Annotated in this window: 16 protein-coding genes; 8 read left to right on the top strand and 8 right to left on the bottom strand. The window is 47.3% G+C overall.

Annotated elements, in window-relative coordinates:
• The first annotated feature begins 69 nt into the window (after nucleotides 1-69).
• From CHH53_RS01920 to CHH53_RS01890, 7 genes are all read left to right on the top strand, one after another.
• The gene (locus CHH53_RS01920) at nucleotides 70-1389 is read left to right on the top strand and encodes an MFS transporter (RefSeq protein ID WP_095214462.1); all 1320 of its coding nucleotides are present in this window, start codon (nucleotides 70-72) and stop codon (nucleotides 1387-1389) included.
• A gap of 19 nt (nucleotides 1390-1408) precedes the next feature.
• Nucleotides 1409-2773 carry a glucarate dehydratase gene (gudD, locus tag CHH53_RS01915; RefSeq protein ID WP_095214441.1) on the top strand — a complete coding sequence of 455 codons (1365 nt, stop codon included), beginning with the start codon at nucleotides 1409-1411 and terminating at the stop codon, nucleotides 2771-2773.
• 108 nt (nucleotides 2774-2881) lie between these two features.
• Nucleotides 2882-3592 (top strand): FadR/GntR family transcriptional regulator, encoded by a 711-nt coding sequence (locus CHH53_RS01910; RefSeq protein ID WP_233134763.1) that lies wholly within the window; start codon nucleotides 2882-2884, stop codon nucleotides 3590-3592.
• 489 nt (nucleotides 3593-4081) lie between these two features.
• A complete protein-coding gene (locus CHH53_RS01905) occupies nucleotides 4082-5005 on the top strand; it encodes an alpha/beta hydrolase (protein ID WP_095214439.1) in 924 nt (307 codons plus the stop codon).
• A 135-nt stretch (nucleotides 5006-5140) separates the two neighbouring features.
• Nucleotides 5141-5434 carry a DUF3139 domain-containing protein gene (locus CHH53_RS01900; RefSeq protein WP_095214438.1) on the top strand — a complete coding sequence of 98 codons (294 nt, stop codon included), beginning with the start codon at nucleotides 5141-5143 and terminating at the stop codon, nucleotides 5432-5434.
• 351 nt (nucleotides 5435-5785) lie between these two features.
• Nucleotides 5786-7681 (top strand): beta-glucoside-specific PTS transporter subunit IIABC, encoded by a 1896-nt coding sequence (locus tag CHH53_RS01895; protein WP_095214437.1) that lies wholly within the window; start codon nucleotides 5786-5788, stop codon nucleotides 7679-7681.
• Nucleotides 7682-7702: 21 nt separating this feature from the next.
• Nucleotides 7703-9142 (top strand): glycoside hydrolase family 1 protein, encoded by a 1440-nt coding sequence (locus CHH53_RS01890; RefSeq protein WP_095214436.1) that lies wholly within the window; start codon nucleotides 7703-7705, stop codon nucleotides 9140-9142.
• Nucleotides 9143-9187: 45 nt separating this feature from the next.
• Here CHH53_RS01890 and CHH53_RS01885 read toward each other — a convergent pair whose 3' ends face one another.
• The 4 genes from CHH53_RS01885 to CHH53_RS01870 are packed head-to-tail and all read right to left on the bottom strand — an operon-like array spanning nucleotide 9188 to nucleotide 12947.
• Complete coding sequence (locus tag CHH53_RS01885; protein WP_095214435.1) at nucleotides 9188-10255, bottom strand: ABC transporter substrate-binding protein; 1068 nt, start codon at nucleotides 10253-10255, stop codon at nucleotides 9188-9190.
• On the bottom strand, nucleotides 10252-11013 hold the full coding sequence (locus tag CHH53_RS01880; protein ID WP_369819851.1) for an ABC transporter permease: 762 nt from the start codon (nucleotides 11011-11013) through the stop codon (nucleotides 10252-10254). Before CHH53_RS01880 ends, CHH53_RS01885 begins: the two co-directional genes overlap by 4 nt.
• Before the next feature lie 37 nt (nucleotides 11014-11050).
• Nucleotides 11051-11860, bottom strand: coding sequence for an ABC transporter permease (locus CHH53_RS01875; protein WP_095214433.1), 810 nt, complete (start codon nucleotides 11858-11860; stop codon nucleotides 11051-11053).
• Nucleotides 11850-12947 carry an ABC transporter ATP-binding protein gene (locus CHH53_RS01870; RefSeq protein WP_095214432.1) on the bottom strand — a complete coding sequence of 366 codons (1098 nt, stop codon included), beginning with the start codon at nucleotides 12945-12947 and terminating at the stop codon, nucleotides 11850-11852. Before CHH53_RS01870 ends, CHH53_RS01875 begins: the two co-directional genes overlap by 11 nt.
• 163 nt (nucleotides 12948-13110) lie before the next feature.
• On the opposite strand from CHH53_RS01870, the gene CHH53_RS01865 reads away from it, so the two are divergent.
• The gene (locus CHH53_RS01865; protein ID WP_095214431.1) at nucleotides 13111-13410 is read left to right on the top strand and encodes a hypothetical protein; all 300 of its coding nucleotides are present in this window, start codon (nucleotides 13111-13113) and stop codon (nucleotides 13408-13410) included.
• A 50-nt stretch (nucleotides 13411-13460) separates the two neighbouring features.
• On the opposite strand, the gene CHH53_RS01860 is transcribed toward CHH53_RS01865, so the two are convergent.
• The 4 genes from CHH53_RS01860 to CHH53_RS01840 all read right to left on the bottom strand — a co-directional run bounded on the left by CHH53_RS01860 (nucleotide 13461) and on the right by CHH53_RS01840 (nucleotide 16794).
• A complete protein-coding gene (locus CHH53_RS01860) occupies nucleotides 13461-13787 on the bottom strand; it encodes a four-helix bundle copper-binding protein (protein ID WP_095214430.1) in 327 nt (108 codons plus the stop codon).
• 390 nt (nucleotides 13788-14177) lie between these two features.
• Nucleotides 14178-14609, bottom strand: a complete 432-nt coding sequence (locus CHH53_RS01850) for a hypothetical protein (protein ID WP_095214428.1) — start codon at nucleotides 14607-14609, stop codon at nucleotides 14178-14180.
• A gap of 96 nt (nucleotides 14610-14705) precedes the next feature.
• On the bottom strand, nucleotides 14706-15932 hold the full coding sequence (locus CHH53_RS01845; RefSeq protein ID WP_095214427.1) for a glycosyltransferase family 4 protein: 1227 nt from the start codon (nucleotides 15930-15932) through the stop codon (nucleotides 14706-14708).
• Between the two features lie 133 nt (nucleotides 15933-16065).
• A complete protein-coding gene (locus CHH53_RS01840) occupies nucleotides 16066-16794 on the bottom strand; it encodes a glycosyltransferase (RefSeq protein WP_095214426.1) in 729 nt (242 codons plus the stop codon).
• Between the last annotated feature and the right edge of the window lie 8 nt (nucleotides 16795-16802).

Genomic DNA, 16802 nt, shown 5'->3' with positions numbered 1-16802 from the left:
CGCTTACAATGAAGCGGCGGAGGAATGAACGATATGGATAAAATCAGAGATAACCTGCACGATGTTCAGATGAAAAGAACGAAGGTTCGTTGGTTTGTCGTTTTAATGTTGTTCCTGGTCACGTCTGTCAACTACGCTGACCGAGCTACGATAAGCATTGCAGGCGATGCCCTGCAGTCGGATCTTGGCCTGGATGCAGTCAGTATGGGATATGTATTCTCCGCATTCGGCTGGGCTTATGTAATCGGGCAGATACCTGGAGGGATATTGCTCGATAAGTTCGGATCCAAGCTTATTATCGGAATGAGTATATTGTTCTGGTCGATATTCACATTGCTGCAGGGTACAATCGGATTCTTTGCGGGCGGAACGGCAATCATCATCCTGTTTGCACTCCGTTTCCTGGTCGGGTTCTCCGAAGCGCCATCTTTTCCGGGAAACAGCCGGGTAGTGGCAGCATGGTTCCCGAGCAAGGAGCGCGGGACGGCATCGGCCATCTTCAACTCCGCGCAGTATTTTGCCTTGGTCATCTTCTCCCCATTGATGGGCTGGCTGACATATAGATTCGGCTGGGAATCCGTCTTTTACGTAATGGGAGCCATCGGGATTGCCTTGGCAATTGTCTGGCTGAAGGTCATCCGAAATCCACGCGAGCACCCAAGGGCCAATCAGGCGGAAATAGACTATATCGAAGCTGGCGGCGGCGTAATCGATATGGATCAAAAGAAGGAAGATACAGATTCGAAGGAGAAACAATCCCAGTGGCCATTCATTAAACAATTGCTGCAGAAACGGATGCTGATCGGCATTTACATTGCGCAATATTGTATAACGACACTGACTTATTTCTTTTTGACTTGGTTCCCTGTCTATCTGGTCCAAGGGCGCGGCATGTCCATACTGGAGGCTGGGTTCATTGCATCCCTGCCGGCGATATGCGGTTTTCTGGGAGGTATCCTTGGCGGGATGTTCTCGGATTTCCTTCTCCGTAAGAAGTTTTCCCTGACCATCGCACGCAAAACACCGATCATCATTGGAATGCTGCTTTCCTGCAGCATGATCATCTGTAACTATGTGGATGCTGAATGGCTTGTCGTCGTCATCATGTCGCTTGCTTTCTTCGGCAAAGGCTTTGGGGCATTGGGCTGGGCAGTCGTATCCGATACATCCCCGAAGCAGACTGCAGGTGTCAGTGGCGGGTTATTCAATACATTTGGAAACATCGCTTCGATCACGACGCCGATCATCATCGGCTACATCGTCAATGCGACAGGTTCTTTCAACGGTGCACTTGTCTTTGTCGGTGCCAATGCGCTTATTGCCATACTGAGTTATTTATTCATCGTTGGAAAGATCGAACGCGTGGAGTTGAAAGCGCCAACAAAATAAATCGGAAGGGGATTGCAAGATGAATCAAATGACAGCGAATATAAGTGCTGAAAGGTCCCATAATGTACCATCCGTTACGGAGATGCAAGTGATTCCGGTTGCCGGCCGTGACAGCATGCTGCTCAATCTGAGCGGTGCGCATGGTCCGTACTTTACACGTAATATCGTCATCCTTAAGGATACAACGGGTGCTGTCGGGGCCGGGGAGGTACCAGGAGGGGAAAAGATCCGACAGACGCTTGAACAAGCGAAATCATTGGTTATAGGCGAGTCGATTGCCTCTTATCAAGCCATCCTTAATCAAGTGAGACAGCAATTCGGCCATCAGGATGCAGGCGGCCGGGGTGAGCAGACCTTCGATTTGCGTACAACGATCCATGCTGTGACAGCACTGGAGGCGGCACTTCTTGACTTGCTCGGCAAGTTCCTGCAAGTTCCGGTGGCTGCGCTGTTAGGGGAAGGACAGCAGCGAAGTGAAGTGGATGTGCTCGGCTATTTGTTCTACATCGGCGATCGCAAGCAGACGGACTTGGCTTACAAGGAAGAGCTGGATGCCAAATGGGATTGGTTCCGTTTGCGGAATGAAGAAGCGCTGACGCCGGAAGCGGTTGTGCGTCTGGCTGAGGCAGCATATGAGAAGTATGGATTCCGGGACTTCAAGCTAAAGGGCGGCGTCTTGGCTGGTGAAGAAGAAATCCAGGCAATCGAGGCGCTGGCAAAAAGATTCCCGGAAGCCCGGATCACGCTCGATCCCAATGGTGCGTGGTCCCTGGATGAAGCCATTGGTCTTTGCAAAGGTAAGCATGGCATCCTGGCATATGCAGAGGATCCGTGCGGAGCAGAGAATGGTTATTCCTCCAGGGAAATCATGGCGGAGTTCCGGAGAGCCACCGGGCTCCCGACGGCGACGAATATGATTGCGACGGACTGGCGCCAGATGGGGCATGCCATCCAGGCGCAGGCAATTGATATTCCGCTTGCCGATCCGCACTTCTGGACGATGCAGGGCTCTGTGCGAGTTGCGCAAATATGTCATGAATGGGGATTCACTTGGGGATCGCATTCCAATAACCATTTTGACATTTCGCTGGCTATGTTCACCCATGTTGCAGCAGCAGCCCCAGGAAATATCACCGCTATCGATACGCATTGGATTTGGCAGGATGGACAGAGACTGACGAAGGAACCATACGAGATAGCCGAAGGGAAGCTGGGCGTGCCGGATAAGCCTGGACTTGGTATCGAGATCGATATGCCAGAAGTGGAAAAGGCGCATGAGCTCTATAAATCGATGGGGCTTGGTGCTCGGGACGATGCTATCGCAATGCAATATTTGATCCGGAATTGGAAATTCGATAATAAGAAGCCTTGCCTTGTACGATGAAGGAGCATGGAGCCGTCTTTTTAGCTGGGCGGCTCTTTTGCATGCGTTTGTAATTTCGTTCCATTCCCAGTATCATAGGTTTATAACATATTAAAGGTGTTGGACATGATGGAGAGAGACCCATTGCAAATGAATCTGGAGCACGTTAACAGAAAAACATTATCCAAGCAAGTGGTGGAACGGATTCTGCATCTGCTATCAAGCGGTCAGCTGAAGCCAGGGGATAAGCTGCCTACAGAAGCGGAATTCATCACGATCCTCGGGGTCAGCAGGACTGTTTTGCGTGAAGCCTTGAGTGCATTGGAAACACTCGGCATCATTACGCGCAAGACACGGGAAGGCACCTACTTCAACCTGAAAGTCGGTGCGGCACCTTTTTCTGATATGCTTAACCTGGCAAGCGACAATATCCAGGCGATCATCGAAGCGAGAATCGTCTTGGAACTTGGACTGGTCACAATCGCAACGGAAAAGATCACGGATGAACAGCTGGAAGAACTGTATGAAACGATTGTGGAAATCGAAGAATCAGAGGACGATAATTATGGTCAAGCTGATAAACGATTCCACCGGATCATAGCCTTGAGTGCCAATAATTTGATACTTGATGGCATGATTCATTCCTTGCTTCTTTATCATGCGAAAATCAATAACCATATCATTGTCAGGGAAAAAGATAAGACGGTAGCATATCATAAACGCATTTATGAGGCACTGAAGGAAAGGGATGCCTATAAAGCGTACACAGCAATGTATGATCATCTGCGCTTTGTCCAGAAGAAGATCCTGGAGGGACAGCAGGAAAAACAAGGTGAATGAAGAAGCAGCGGTTCCGCAGCCGCTGCTTCTTTATTTATTCGTCATCGGATTCTTCCTCATTCAATTCAAACAGGTGATCTAAGTATGGCTCCAGCTCGAAGGAATCTTCCTCGGCATATGTGGTGAAAATGTCTCTTGTGAGTGAACTCATGATTGGGATCCTCCTTGTGATTGAGTTGGTAGTTATAAGATACCCAGCCTGACAATCTGTCAATCATGCAAATTTTGGAGTGGCGGAATTTTGACGCTGAGGAACTAGACAGCATATCGCTCCAAGAATGACCGGACTGAATGAATTTTTGCCATGCACGGGAGAGGAACATTTTGCTGATTCAGCTGCCGGATAGAGGACTTTGATGCATGAAACAGCGGGTTTGCACTGGCCGCATTCATATCAAATCAGATTGAATGATCTCAATCAGTGCAGGGAAGTTTAAATTGCAGTAAAATAGTGGAACAATGAATGGGAATGGAAAAGGGGGATGGAAAATGGGGTTGAATCCCAAAATACAAGCATTTTTAAAAGAAGTGAATGCGAATCCGATACCAATTGAATCGGTTTCGCCGGAACAGTTTCGAAGCCAAGCCAGGATGCAGGAGGATGGGCCTAAACAGGAAGTGGCTGAAGTGGAAGATAGCAAAATCGAGTTGAGCGATCGGACATTGCCGATCCGTATCTATCGTTCTGATGATAAGAAGCAGCCTGCACTTGTCTTTTATCATGGCGGCGGCTGGGTTGTCGGAAGCATCGAGTCGCATGATGCCACTTGTCGTGAGATTGCCAATCTGGCAGATTGTACGGTCATCTCGGTAGATTACCGGCTGGCACCTGAATATAAATTCCCGGCTGCGGTAGAGGATGCCTATGATGCCTTTCAATGGGTCAGGGCCAATGCAGAGGATTTAAGAATCGAACAGGATAAAATTGCTGTGGGAGGAGATAGTGCCGGAGGAAATCTTGCTACGGTCGTATGTCTGCTGGCAGAAGAACGAAGCGGCCATAAACCTATATTCCAATTGCTCTTATATCCATCTACGGGTTATATCGGGGAGGAGCCGGCTTCTTTGCGAGAAAACGCGGAAGGCTATTTATTGACCAAACGTTTGATGAATTGGTTCCGCAGCCATTACTACCGGACAGAAGAAGATCGTCTAAACCCGCATGCATCGCCGATTCGTTCCGGGCTACTAAAAACATTGCCGCCTGCAGCGATTTTGACAGCGGAATATGATCCGCTGCGGGATGAAGCGCAGCATTATGCTGCCAAACTGCAGCAGGAAGGTGTCGATGTGTTTGCAAAGAATTATGATGGATTGATCCATGGCTTTGCTGGCTTTACCGCTTATGTGGAGGAAGCGCATCAAGCCCTGGCTGAGGGGGCAGCTCAGCTGAAGCAAGCTTTGTATAAATGATTGCCCACTTCGATGCAGGGAGTGTTCTTGAGTTATCACCGTCAGCTTGATTGCTGACGGTTTATCTTTTAAGTGAGTCTGGCTATACCGACATTCACAAGTTGCAGTCAGGAAAAAGAGGATAGGGGATGGAATATGAAAAAGACCATATTGATTGTAATCGCCATCCTGGTGCTCATACCTTCTGGAATTTGGAGTTACATAACAATCAGGAAACAAAGTGCCAAAGAGGCAGTCCATGAATATCTGCTGGAAAAGGGGACGGAAGAAAGCGACATTGTCAGTCTGGAACCTTTCATCGCGAATTTGAGAGGTAACGGGAATTATATGGTTGCCGTCAGATTGAAAGATGATAGGAAAGTCTATTACTATTACAAAAACGGGGATGAGGTGAAATTTGAATCATCAACCATCAGTCAACTGAATTAAAACAGCAGGTTTAAGAAGTGCCGATTCAAACGGCTGCGCATTCCATCTGCTACATAAGCCAGCAGTAAGCATATCCATCACATTTTGATGAATATGCATTGAAAGCGTTGACAATAATCCGCTTACATGATAAATTGAGTTTGTAAGATAACAAAACAGCATACAACTATCCTTTAGGATTGTTACTGATAAGCAGGCAAAACCTAAATTATATTCCGTGAGCAGAGACGACTCTGTGTCCGGGGTGTAGTTTGGGTTTTTTTGTGTATCAAAAACCCGCAGCTTATCAAAAAAAGGATAAAGGCGGCACCCTTTATCCTCATCATAATATCCCCGAATGGAGGGTCTATCATGAACCATCGTAAAACAGCAGAAGAGATTTTGCAATTGGTAGGCGGAGAATCAAATGTACAAAGTGTCATCCATTGCATGACACGGCTTCGCTTCAACCTGTATGACAACAGCAAAGCCGATCGGAAAAGCTTGGAGCAGGTGGATGGTGTACTTGGTTCCAACATAAGCGGCAGCCAGTTCCAGCTGATCATCGGCAATGAGGTCCCGAAGGTTTATAAGGAGATCATCGCCAATAGCAGTTTAAGTGAAGCGAAGAGTGGAGAAGGCGAATCGAAGCAAAAGAAAAATGTGATCAGCTCGATTTTTGATGTCATTTCCGGCGTGTTCACACCGATCCTGCCAGCCATCGCTGGTGCGGGTATGATCAAGGGTATCACGGCCCTGCTGCTGACCATGGGTGTACTGCAGGAGTCTTCCCAAACGTATCAAATCCTGACGGTCATCGGAGACGGTGCATTCTACTTCCTGCCGATCTTGCTTGCTATCAGTGCAGCACGTAAGTTTGGGTCCAATCCTTATGTGGCTGCTGCCATAGGAGCGGCAATCCTGCACCCGACGCTGACTGCCATGTTCGCAGAGGGTGGGGGCATCTCCTTTGTCGGATTGCCTGTAACGATAGCAACCTATTCATCTACGGTTATCCCGATCCTGCTGGCTATCTGGATTGCGTCTTATGTAGAGAAATGGGTTGACCGTATCACACATGCTTCCTTGAAGCTGATCGTTGTTCCGACAGTAACCTTATTGGTTGTCGTTCCGGTCACTTTGATTACGGTAGGACCTCTTGGTGCAATCATTGGTAACTATTTATCCTCAGGTATGAATTTCATGTTTGAGAATGCAGGCATCGTTGCTACCATTCTGCTTGCAGGTACGTTCTCACTTATTATCATTACCGGGATGCATTATGCTTTTACACCAGTCGTCATCAATAGTATTGCAGTGAATGGTTTTGACTACATCATCCCTGCGATGTTCCTTGCCAATTTCGGTCAAGCTGGTGCGGCTTTTGCGGTTGCCCTGAAATCGAAAAATAAGAAATTTAAATCATTGTCTTTTACAACGGCATTGACTGCAGTGATGGGTGTTACCGAACCAGCCATGTATGGGGTCAATATGAAGCTGAAGAAACCATTCGTCGCTGCACTGATAGGGGCTGCAATAGGCGGAGTCCTTTATGGTATTGCGGATGTCAAAGCTTATATAGTAGCGGGAATCGTTGGAATTCCGGGTATTCCAGTTTTGATTGGTCCTGAAATCGTGTTTGCCTTGCTTGGGCTCTTGCTGGCATTCGTTGCAGCTGCTGCGGTTACATGGATCATGGGATTTGAAGATGTGCTGGAAGCAACGGAAGAAAACACAATAGAAAAAGCATCCGAAGATACTGCTGAAGAAACAGAATCAGAGAAAGCATCGGAAGTCATTTCCAGCCCTCTGACAGGAGAGGTTCGACCGCTTGCAGAAGTAAGTGATCCGACATTTGCGCAGGAGATCATGGGTAAAGGGGCGGCCATCTTCCCGACGAAAGGCGAGGTTGTATCTCCGGTAGATGGTGAAGTAGTTACACTCTTTGCAACAAAACATGCCATTGGTTTGAAAAGTGCAAGTGGTGCCGAAGTACTGATCCATGTCGGGGTCGATACAGTGAAATTGAATGGGGAACATTTCACAGCTCATATTGCTTCAGGTGAACAGGTCAAAAAAGGCCAGAAGCTTGTTTCCTTTGATATGGAGGCCATCCAGGCTGCAGGCTTCGACTTGATCACGCCCGTCATTATCACGAACACTGCTGAGTATGAGGATATTTCTTCCCTGGCAGACGGCCCCGTCGGAGCAGGACAAGCACTGCTGGATTTGGCAGCGCCTGCGGCCACTTCAAAAGAAGCATCTTAAATTATAAAAGGAGAGATAAACATGACAAAGCAAACAGCATTTCCACAAGGATTCCTATGGGGCGGCGCAACAGCTGCCAACCAGATGGAGGGCGGATTCCATGAAGGCAATAAAGGACTGAATATTGCGGATGTACTTCCAGGCGGAAAAGAGCGTCTGCGCATCTTGGCAGAGCCAGGATTTGATTTCGAAATCGATACGGAGAAATACACCTATCCGAACCACGAAGCAATCGACTTCTATCATCGTTATAAAGAAGATATTGCACTATTTGCAGAGATGGGCTTCAAAGTATTCCGGATGTCCATAGCCTGGACTCGTATTTTCCCAAATGGCGATGAACTGGAGCCGAATGAAGAAGGGCTTGCGTTCTATGATCGCGTATTCGATGAGCTGCATAAGCACGGTATTGAGCCGGTCGTAACGATTTCCCACTATGAGATGCCGGTCAATTTGGTGAAAGAATACGGCGGCTGGAAGAACCGGGAAGTGATCACTTTCTTTGAGCGTTACGCCAAGACTGTGCTTGATCGCTATAAAGATAAAGTGAAATATTGGATGACATTCAACGAGATCAATAGCGGCCTTATCATGCCGATCATGAGCCTTGGTTTCTCCATCCAGCCTGGGGAGCACAAGTATCAATCCGTTGTGCAAGGGCTTCACCATCAGTTTGTGGCCAGTGCGAAAGCAGTCCAGTACTGCCATGAAGTGAATCCGGATGCGCAGATCGGCTGTATGATCATTTATGCACCGGTATATGCATATGACAGCAATCCGGAAAACGTCTTCTATGCCGATCAGGAAGCGCGTCTGTTCAACAACTATTGTGGGGACGTGATGGTCCGGGGTGCTTATCCAGCCTTTGCAAAACGATTCTTCAAGGAACAAGGGGTCCAGCTGCAAATAGAGGAAGGCGATTTGGAAACGATCCAAGCAGGAACGGTGGACTATATCGGCTTCAGCTACTATATGTCCCGGACGGAAAAAGCTCAAAAGAGTGAAGAGGAACTGGCGCAGGGGAATATCATGTCCGGCGTGAAGAATCCATTCCTCAAAGCAAGCGACTGGAGCTGGGAAATCGATCCCCTCGGGCTGCGCATTGCATTGAATGACATGTATGATCGCTACCAGGTGCCGTTGTTCATCGTGGAAAACGGACTCGGTGCGTATGATGAAGTAGAAGCAGACGGCAGCATCAACGATGATTACCGCATCGATTATCTGCGCGATCATATCAAAGCGATGGGAGAAGCCATCGAGGATGGCGTGGACTTGATGGGATATACCAGCTGGGGCTGCATCGACTTGGTAAGTGCTTCTACAGGGGAGTATTCCAAGCGATATGGTTTCATCTATGTCGATAAGCATGATGATGGAAGCGGGACATTGGAGCGGAGCCGGAAGAAATCGTTCCATTGGTATAAAAATGTAATTGAGACGAATGGGGCAGAGCTGTAAAAAATAAAAAAGACCTTATCCAATCGACTTGGATAAGGTCTTTTCCTATTCCATCTTGAATTTGAGGAATAATTCGTTATAACGAGACAGGTTTTCCTGTCCGAGGTTTTCATAAACTTCCAGACGATCTGTCAATTCCGGGGATGGATAGAAGCGTTCATCATTCACCATCTCCTGGGGCATATATTGCAAGGCTTCCTTATTCGGTGTGGAGTAGCTGACATATTCGGTATTTTGCGCTGCAATCTTTGGATCGAGCATAAAATTGATGAATTTATGTGCAGCGTCGACATTCTTGGCAGTTTTCGGGATGACCATATTATCGAACCATAGATTGGAGCCTTCCTCTGGGACGACATAGTCAAGATCCTCGTTTTCTGCCATGATCTCCGAAGCATCCCCGGACCACGTTATCCCGATCGACACTTCCCCGGATGCCATCAGCATTTTATTTTCATCCCCAAGCAGAGCCCGGACATTCGGCTTCAGGCTCACTAGTTTGTCATAGGCTTCCTGCAAGTGGGCGGGGTCTGTATCGTTAAGGGAATAATGAAGGCTGTTCAGCCCCATCCCGATGATCTCGCGTGCACCATCGATGAGCACGATCTGATTCTTGAGGGCAGGATCCCATAGGTCCTCCCAGCTGTCGAATGTCATACCGCCCAATTGCTTGCTGTTATAAACGATGCCGACAGTTCCCCAGAAATAAGGTACGGAATATTCGTTTCCGGGATCGAAAGGCAGATCCCGGAAACGGGAATCGATATTTTTCAGGTTCGGGATCTTGCTGTGATCAATCGGAAGCAGCAAATCCTCTTCCTTCATCTTTTCGATCGTATACTCGGAAGGAACAGCGATATCATAGCTTGTTCCGCCTTGCTGTATCTTTGTCATCATCGCCTCATTCGAATCGAACGTTTCATAGACGACCGTGATGCCTGTTTCTTTTTCGAATTCGTCAATAACAGCCGGATCGATATAGTCGCCCCAGTTATACACGGTAAGTGTATTGCCGCCTGAGTAGCCTTGGGAGGCATTGAGGCGGGAGATGGTGACGAGCAGTATAGCGCTCACAGCAATGATCACAACGGCCAGACGCATCAGCTGCTTCATTTGAGCACCTCCAGATCAGGTGATTTCCTGCCGCGGCGGGTGATCAGATGATAGATGACGACAATCAGCATCGTAACGAGGAAGATGATCGTCGAAAGGGCATTGATGGATAATGATATTCCTTGTCTGGCAAGGGAATAAATCTCGACAGACAATGTGGTGAACCCATTTCCTGTCACAAAGAATGTTACAGCGAAGTCATCCAGTGAGTAGGTAAGCGCCATGAAAAAGCCGGCGAATATACCGGGAGTTATATAAGGAATCACCACTTTCGTGATGACCTTCCAGCGTGAGGCACCAAGATCTCTTGCTGCATCAAGAAGGGAAGGACTCATCTCGGATAGCTTCGGCAATACCATCAAGACGACAATCGGGATACTGAAGGCGATGTGCGACAGCAGCACCGAATAGAACCCAAGCTGGATACCGGCGATGGTAAATAGGATCAGGAAGGATGCACCGATGATGACATCCGGACTCACGATCAAGATGTTGTTCAATGACAATAAGGCATTCTTTGTCCTGCCGGATCGAATCTTATAGATCATCATCGCACCAAGCACACCGATGATCGTTGAAATCAAAGCGGAGAGCAGGGCGATCACGATTGTGTTCAAAACAATGATCAAAAGCCGGGTATCTTGAAACAGCTCCTTATACCAATCGAATGTAAAGCTCTCGAAATCATACATATTGCCACCGCTGTTGAAAGAATAAAATATCAAGTAAAAGATAGGTAAATACAGCAGCGCAAACATGACGATCAAAAAAATCCGTGATAGGGGAGAAAGTCTCTTATCCACGTGCTTTCCTCCTTTTCGTTCCTGTTGCGAACATGATGATGAACATGAAAATGATCAGGAAGACAGCAATCGTCGATCCCATCCCCCAATTCTGTGTGACCAGGAATTGCTGCTCGATTGCCGTGCCGAGTGTGATGACTTGGCTGCCGGCGATAAGCCGTGTCAGCATGAATAAGGATAGGGCTGGAATGAACGTGATCTGACAGCCTGCTTTCACACCGTCGATCGTCAATGGGAATACGATTCGGCGGAAGGTCGTCCATCGTGATGCTCCCAGATCATTCGCTGCATCCAGATAAGTTGGATTCAGCTTATCCAGGGCATTGAAAATCGGCAGGATCATGAACGGAATGAAAATATAGACAGATACGAAGACAAAGCTGAAATCAGTAAAAAGGATATCCTTGGATCCGATTCCGATCGCTTCCAGTACTTTATTGGCCATACCATACGTACCAAAGATGCCGAGGAAAGCATAAGCCTTCAGCAATAGGTTGATCCAGCTTGGCACGATGATCAATAATAGCCATAATTGCTTATGCTTCAGCTTTGTCAGCAAGTAAGCTGTAGGATAAGCAAATAGCAAGGTGATCAGTGTAATCAGGAATGCATACCAAAAAGAGCTCAATGTCATCTCCAAATAGATGGGTGTAAAGAAATTACGGTAATTGGTCAATGAAAAGCTGCCGTTGATGTCCTGGAAAGAATAATACAGCACCAACAGGATCGGGGCGATGACAAAAAAGGCAATCCAAATGACATAGGGAATCGTATACAGATTGCGAGTCGTCTTATTCTCCATCGTCGTACGCCTCTAGTCGTTTATCGAATTCTTCTTCCGTCTCATTCAGACGCATGACGTGGATGGCCTCCGGCTCAAAGGCTAATCCGATTTCCTCTCCGACGACAGCTTTCTTCGTGGAATGCACAAGCCATTCGTTACCAGCTTCATCATAGCTGGAGATTTCATAATGGACCCCGCGAAATAGCTGGGAATCGACTGTGACGCGCAGGTTTCCTTCTTCTGCGCTTGTTATATGCAAATCTTCCGGGCGGATGACAATTTCGACGGGTTCATTCGGCTGCAGACCCTGGTCTACACAGGCAAAGCGTTTGCCGGTGAACTCCACCTCATAATCCCGGATCATCCGTCCATCAACAATGTTTGATTCTCCGATAAAGTCGGCCACGAAACGGTTGATCGGTTCATCGTATATATCCGTTGGTGTGCCGCTTTGTTCTATTTTCCCGCTGTTCAGGACGAAAATCTCATCCGAGAGAGCAAGCGCTTCTTCCTGGTCATGCGTCACGAAGATGAATGTGATGCCGAGACGCTGCTGCATCTCGCGTAATTCATACTGCATCTCCGTACGCAGCTTCAAGTCCAGTGCGGATAGGGGCTCATCCAGCAAAATCACTTCCGGTTCGTTCACGACAGCACGTGCGATGGCGACACGCTGACGCTGTCCGCCGGACATTTCGCTGATTTCCCGCTTTTCATAGCCAGCCAGGTTGACGAAACGCAATGCTTCCTTCACTTTCTCATCGATCTGCTTCTGAGGCATCTTTTTGATGCGCAGGCCAAAAGCCACGTTTTCATATACATTCAGATGAGGAAACAGGGCATAATCCTGGAATACAGTGTTTACAGATCTTTTGTTGGCCGGAATTTTATTCAATGGTTTCCCGTCGAACAGCATCTCTCCGGAAGTGGGTTCTGTAAACCCTGCAATCAGACGTAAGATGGTCGTTTTCCCGCACCCGGAAGGACCCAGGAGGGTATAGAACTTGCCGCGCTCGATTTCGAAGCTGACATTGTCCAAAACAGTGGTATCTTTATCGTACTGCTTCATTACATTGTGGAATTGAATGATCGGTTTCTTTGTCATTGTCATCTCCCTTGTTTCTTTTCCGTATTTTTGATCCTAAAAATCTTGACGTACCATTATACGACATAAGAAGGCATATTGAATAGAACTTTTTCATATGGAACTTTTTAGAGTATGATGCGTATATGTATGAAACCAAGTATGGATAGAGAGGACGGACACTATGTCTGCAACAAGAACCATGAAACTTATTACAGGAATCATGGAAGCCATTTTGGCTGTTCCTGTACTCGGAGGACTTATCATTTTATCGAATGGCTGGATGCCGCTGGTCATCATGCTGATTCTGCATATCATCACCCTTGTGCTTGCTGTGCAGGTCAAAGGACCGCTTGCCGGCAGCATCATAGGGATTGTAGCCTCCTGCCTGGGCTGGATACCGTTCGTTGGCTGGATGCTGCACGCAGCAGCAGCGGTCGTTTTGCTGATAGAGTCCTTCTCCGGAAGGCTGCAGCGCCAATAGTGGCATACCCAAAGGGAAAAGACTGCCATTCGTCTTTTGGCAGTCTTTTATTATGCGGCCATGGATCGGCAAGCGTCGGCACAGGCAAAGCACGCATCTGCACAATCCTGGCAATGCTGTACATCATGCTGTCTGCATATTTCGCCGCAGGCTTGGCATATTTCTGCACATAATGTACAAATTTGCTCGGCAAACGGACTGCTGCGCTGCATCGACTGGATTGCAAATGCGCACATATCCGCACATTCACGATCCATCCGGATGCAATTGGCCATCGTCTTCACATCATCTTCCAGCAGACAGGCATCATAGCATGCATTGCAGGCTTTCATGCATGTCAGGCAAGCTTGGATGCAATTCTCATAATCTGTATTCATGATTGAAATCTCCTCCTTATCTGGAATATTTCCCTGAGGGGTCCGATCAATAACATTTCATAAGAAAAAGCGACATTTGAGCATGTCGCTTTTTTTCTGGACTAATATGGAAATGGAGGGGATGGAGGTGTCAGGAAGGAAGCACCCCAGCGTGTTCCGCCTTTGCAGGAATCCTCGCACTCGCATTTCTCATGTTTTTTTTCGTCTTTTTTGCAAGGATCGTGATCTTTGCATTTATACTTGCGCTTGGTTTTCTTTTCAGGTTCGTAATAACCCATCAAATCCATCATACTCACCACCTTTCCAATCATAGCATATGAGGAAACAGTGAAACGGGCACGGCGGATATAAAGAGAGGATAAGCGGGAACGAACTGCCTATCCTCTGATTTTAATCGGCAAAGGCAAGGCCATTGAAGCTTTCTGGCCCGACTCGGACAGTCCCGATTAGGTTTGCTGATATGAATGCTGTATATGTCAGCTGTCCGCTTGTTGGTGGAGGGACGTTGATGTCCGAACCGATAAAAGTGAAGGCCTGAGGTCCCAGAATTTCCAAATCCAAGTTGGAAGAGGCTGAGAAAACGACTGGATCTGTCGGCTGTGTACCTCGCACGATTGTGACGGTGATGGTGGTCAGTACAGGCAATAGGGGGAGCTGGACTGTAATGATGCCGTTTAACTGTACTCTGATAGGTGATGTGGCTTCTGTGGTTATCAGACCGATTTGTCCAAACACTTGGGGTGTCCCGATCAATATTGGAGCAGAGAAGGAGTTGGAAGTACTGGCGTTCTGGGATGTTCTTGCATCGAGCAGTATTGTCATGAAATGTCCTCCTTTCGCATCGAGATACTATATTATATGAGTCCTTCTCCGTTATAAAAGGGACAGCCATCTTGAAAAAGAAATTTGCTGCCTCTACTATAATGCCAGTGCCTTTTTATATAACTCGACAGTGTTCATGCCCATATTGACCAGCGACCATTGCTGTTCGGCCCAGAGCTTTGCTTGGCTGCCCAACTGCCGGCGAAGCGAATCATCCTGGAGCAAGCGGTGAAGCTGCTGGGCCAGGCTGTTTGGATTGCCTGCCTCGGAAAGCAGGCCCGTCACTCCTTCCTGCACCATTTCAGGAAGTCCGCCGGCATCGCTGACGACTGTCGGGATGCCGCATAGCTGGGCTTCTATGACAGAATACGGCTGTGTATCCTGTAAGCTTGGCAGAACAAAGATATCAGATGATTCAAGAAAGTCTTTTACATTAGGTACAGAACCCAGCAGCTTTATTTCAGAGGAGAGGCCGGCTTCTTTTATTTGATTTTTGAGTTGTTTTGCGGCGTCGCCTTTGCCGAGTATCCAGCATTCCCAATCCGAGGTGGAAGCTTTTAGCTGTTTTAAGGCTTCTATTAAAATATGCACGCCTTTTAATTGCACCAGTCTCCCGGCAAATAAGATGGTCGGCTTTGTCTTGGCGGGGATATTGTCCAGCTGTTTCGGACTTTTATGAAAGGCGTCTATATCTATGCCGTAAGGAAACTGTACAAATCTTGCGTCCGGGATAGTATGCTGCTGTATGAGCTTGGTTTTCGTTATAGCTGCAGGTATGTGGATGAACTCACTCACATGACAACCGATATGCTCCAAATGAACGTTGTATTGGTATTCGAAGCTTTCGTGAAGTTCATCGGTTGATAGATCGGGATGACGCCCCAGGATGGCCAATGCTATCTCCTTCGACAAATAGCCATGGATACTTGTCACCACTGGGATGTGGGAAGGCTTCACACGATCCATTGCCAATGCTGAAATGACGTCTTGGGCATGGACGATGTCATATTTGGAGAGATCGAGTGTCAGAGCTGTCAATTCCATACAATATCTCAGGACTTCTGTGAGGTAAATCGAGGTATAGGATTCCAGCTTCGGATAGGCGGTTCCCAATTTTTCTTCGATGATGGGTTTGACATCGGCCACTTTAAAGGGCGCTTGCTGTCCGATGATGCGGTATTCCGATAGCGTTTCATCCTGGGCCAGTATATCGACTTCATGTCCCAATCTTGTCAATTCATTCTGGAGATTTTGAACAACCGTCCACAATCCCCCGACATACGGAAGCGGATAATAGGAAACGAGCAGTATTTTCATATTCATCAGCCTCCTAGTTTGTTTTGCCGTAGCGCATCATCAGGGGGAGAAGCCGGGCATCTGGAATGCGATAACCTGGCGGGGCAAGTTTTATTAATCCGGCAAGTTGTTTTTCATTCATGATCATTGCTCCTTTTTACTAAAATGTAGCGTATTTTTCCAAGTATTCATCTAAAATCGGACGGTAATGTCCTTCGATGGTTTTCATTTCATGCAGTATTTGGGGCTGGAATCTTGATGTTCCGGATTCTTCATGCGAACGGAATTGGATGAGTGCCTGATCGATATAATGCATATGGAAGCCATTTAGCAGGATCCGGAACCACATATCATAATCGTGCGTGTACAAGAATCCCGGATTGAATTTGCCAACTTTATCGAATATTTCTTTTTGAATCAGGGTGGTGCAGCCATTGACTGGGTTTTCCATACGGAAAGATTCATAAACTTCCTTTGCGTTGTTCAAAGGACTAAAGCGTTTGCCGCACCAAGGAATGAATACCTGATTATCTTTATCAATCAGATGGTAGTTGGAAAAGCTGACCAATGAATGGTTGGCAGTCATATAGTCCATTTGCATTTGAATCTTATGCGGAAGGAATATATCATCAGAGCTTAGCCATGCCACATATTCCCCGGCGGCATGCTCAATCCCATGGTTGAGCGCAGTTGCTGTTCCTCCATTTTCTTTCCGCAGGTAAGTTATATAATTCAGATAAGGTCTGATTTTATCGACTTCCTGTGTGGAGCCATCGTCAACCACGATTACCTCTATATTGGGATAAGTCTGATCCAAGGCGCTCTGGATGGCGAAAGGGACATATTTATCATTGAAAAAAGGAATGATGATCGTTACTTTCGGAAGCATTGCTGCTC

This window comes from Terribacillus sp. 7520-G (genome assembly GCF_002271665.1).
In the GTDB taxonomy this organism is placed as follows: Bacteria; Bacillota; Bacilli; order Bacillales; family Amphibacillaceae; genus Terribacillus.
This window is presented reverse-complemented; position numbering and strand designations above follow the sequence as displayed.

Excerpts from the sequence above, each read along its gene's own strand:
- CHH53_RS01920 (WP_095214462.1), top strand. The coding sequence starts at position 70 with ATGAAAAGAACGAAGGTTCGTTGGTTTGTCGTTTTAATGTTGTTCCTG.
- CHH53_RS01890 (WP_095214436.1), top strand. The coding sequence starts at position 7,703 with ATGACAAAGCAAACAGCATTTCCACAAGGATTCCTATGGGGCGGCGCA.
- CHH53_RS01860 (WP_095214430.1), bottom strand. The coding sequence starts at position 13,787 with ATGAATACAGATTATGAGAATTGCATCCAAGCTTGCCTGACATGCATG.
- CHH53_RS01845 (WP_095214427.1), bottom strand. The coding sequence starts at position 15,932 with ATGAATATGAAAATACTGCTCGTTTCCTATTATCCGCTTCCGTATGTC.
- CHH53_RS01895 (WP_095214437.1), top strand. The coding sequence starts at position 5,786 with ATGAACCATCGTAAAACAGCAGAAGAGATTTTGCAATTGGTAGGCGGA.
- CHH53_RS01910 (WP_233134763.1), top strand. The coding sequence starts at position 2,882 with ATGGAGAGAGACCCATTGCAAATGAATCTGGAGCACGTTAACAGAAAA.
- CHH53_RS01850 (WP_095214428.1), bottom strand. The coding sequence starts at position 14,609 with ATGACAATACTGCTCGATGCAAGAACATCCCAGAACGCCAGTACTTCC.
- CHH53_RS01900 (WP_095214438.1), top strand. The coding sequence starts at position 5,141 with ATGAAAAAGACCATATTGATTGTAATCGCCATCCTGGTGCTCATACCT.
- CHH53_RS01865 (WP_095214431.1), top strand. The coding sequence starts at position 13,111 with ATGTCTGCAACAAGAACCATGAAACTTATTACAGGAATCATGGAAGCC.
- gudD (WP_095214441.1), top strand. The coding sequence starts at position 1,409 with ATGAATCAAATGACAGCGAATATAAGTGCTGAAAGGTCCCATAATGTA.
- CHH53_RS01875 (WP_095214433.1), bottom strand. The coding sequence starts at position 11,860 with ATGGAGAATAAGACGACTCGCAATCTGTATACGATTCCCTATGTCATT.
- CHH53_RS01870 (WP_095214432.1), bottom strand. The coding sequence starts at position 12,947 with ATGACAAAGAAACCGATCATTCAATTCCACAATGTAATGAAGCAGTAC.
- CHH53_RS01885 (WP_095214435.1), bottom strand. The coding sequence starts at position 10,255 with ATGAAGCAGCTGATGCGTCTGGCCGTTGTGATCATTGCTGTGAGCGCT.
- CHH53_RS01880 (WP_369819851.1), bottom strand. The coding sequence starts at position 11,013 with ATGTTTGCGCTGCTGTATTTACCTATCTTTTACTTGATATTTTATTCT.
- CHH53_RS01905 (WP_095214439.1), top strand. The coding sequence starts at position 4,082 with ATGGGGTTGAATCCCAAAATACAAGCATTTTTAAAAGAAGTGAATGCG.
- CHH53_RS01840 (WP_095214426.1), bottom strand. The coding sequence starts at position 16,794 with ATGCTTCCGAAAGTAACGATCATCATTCCTTTTTTCAATGATAAATAT.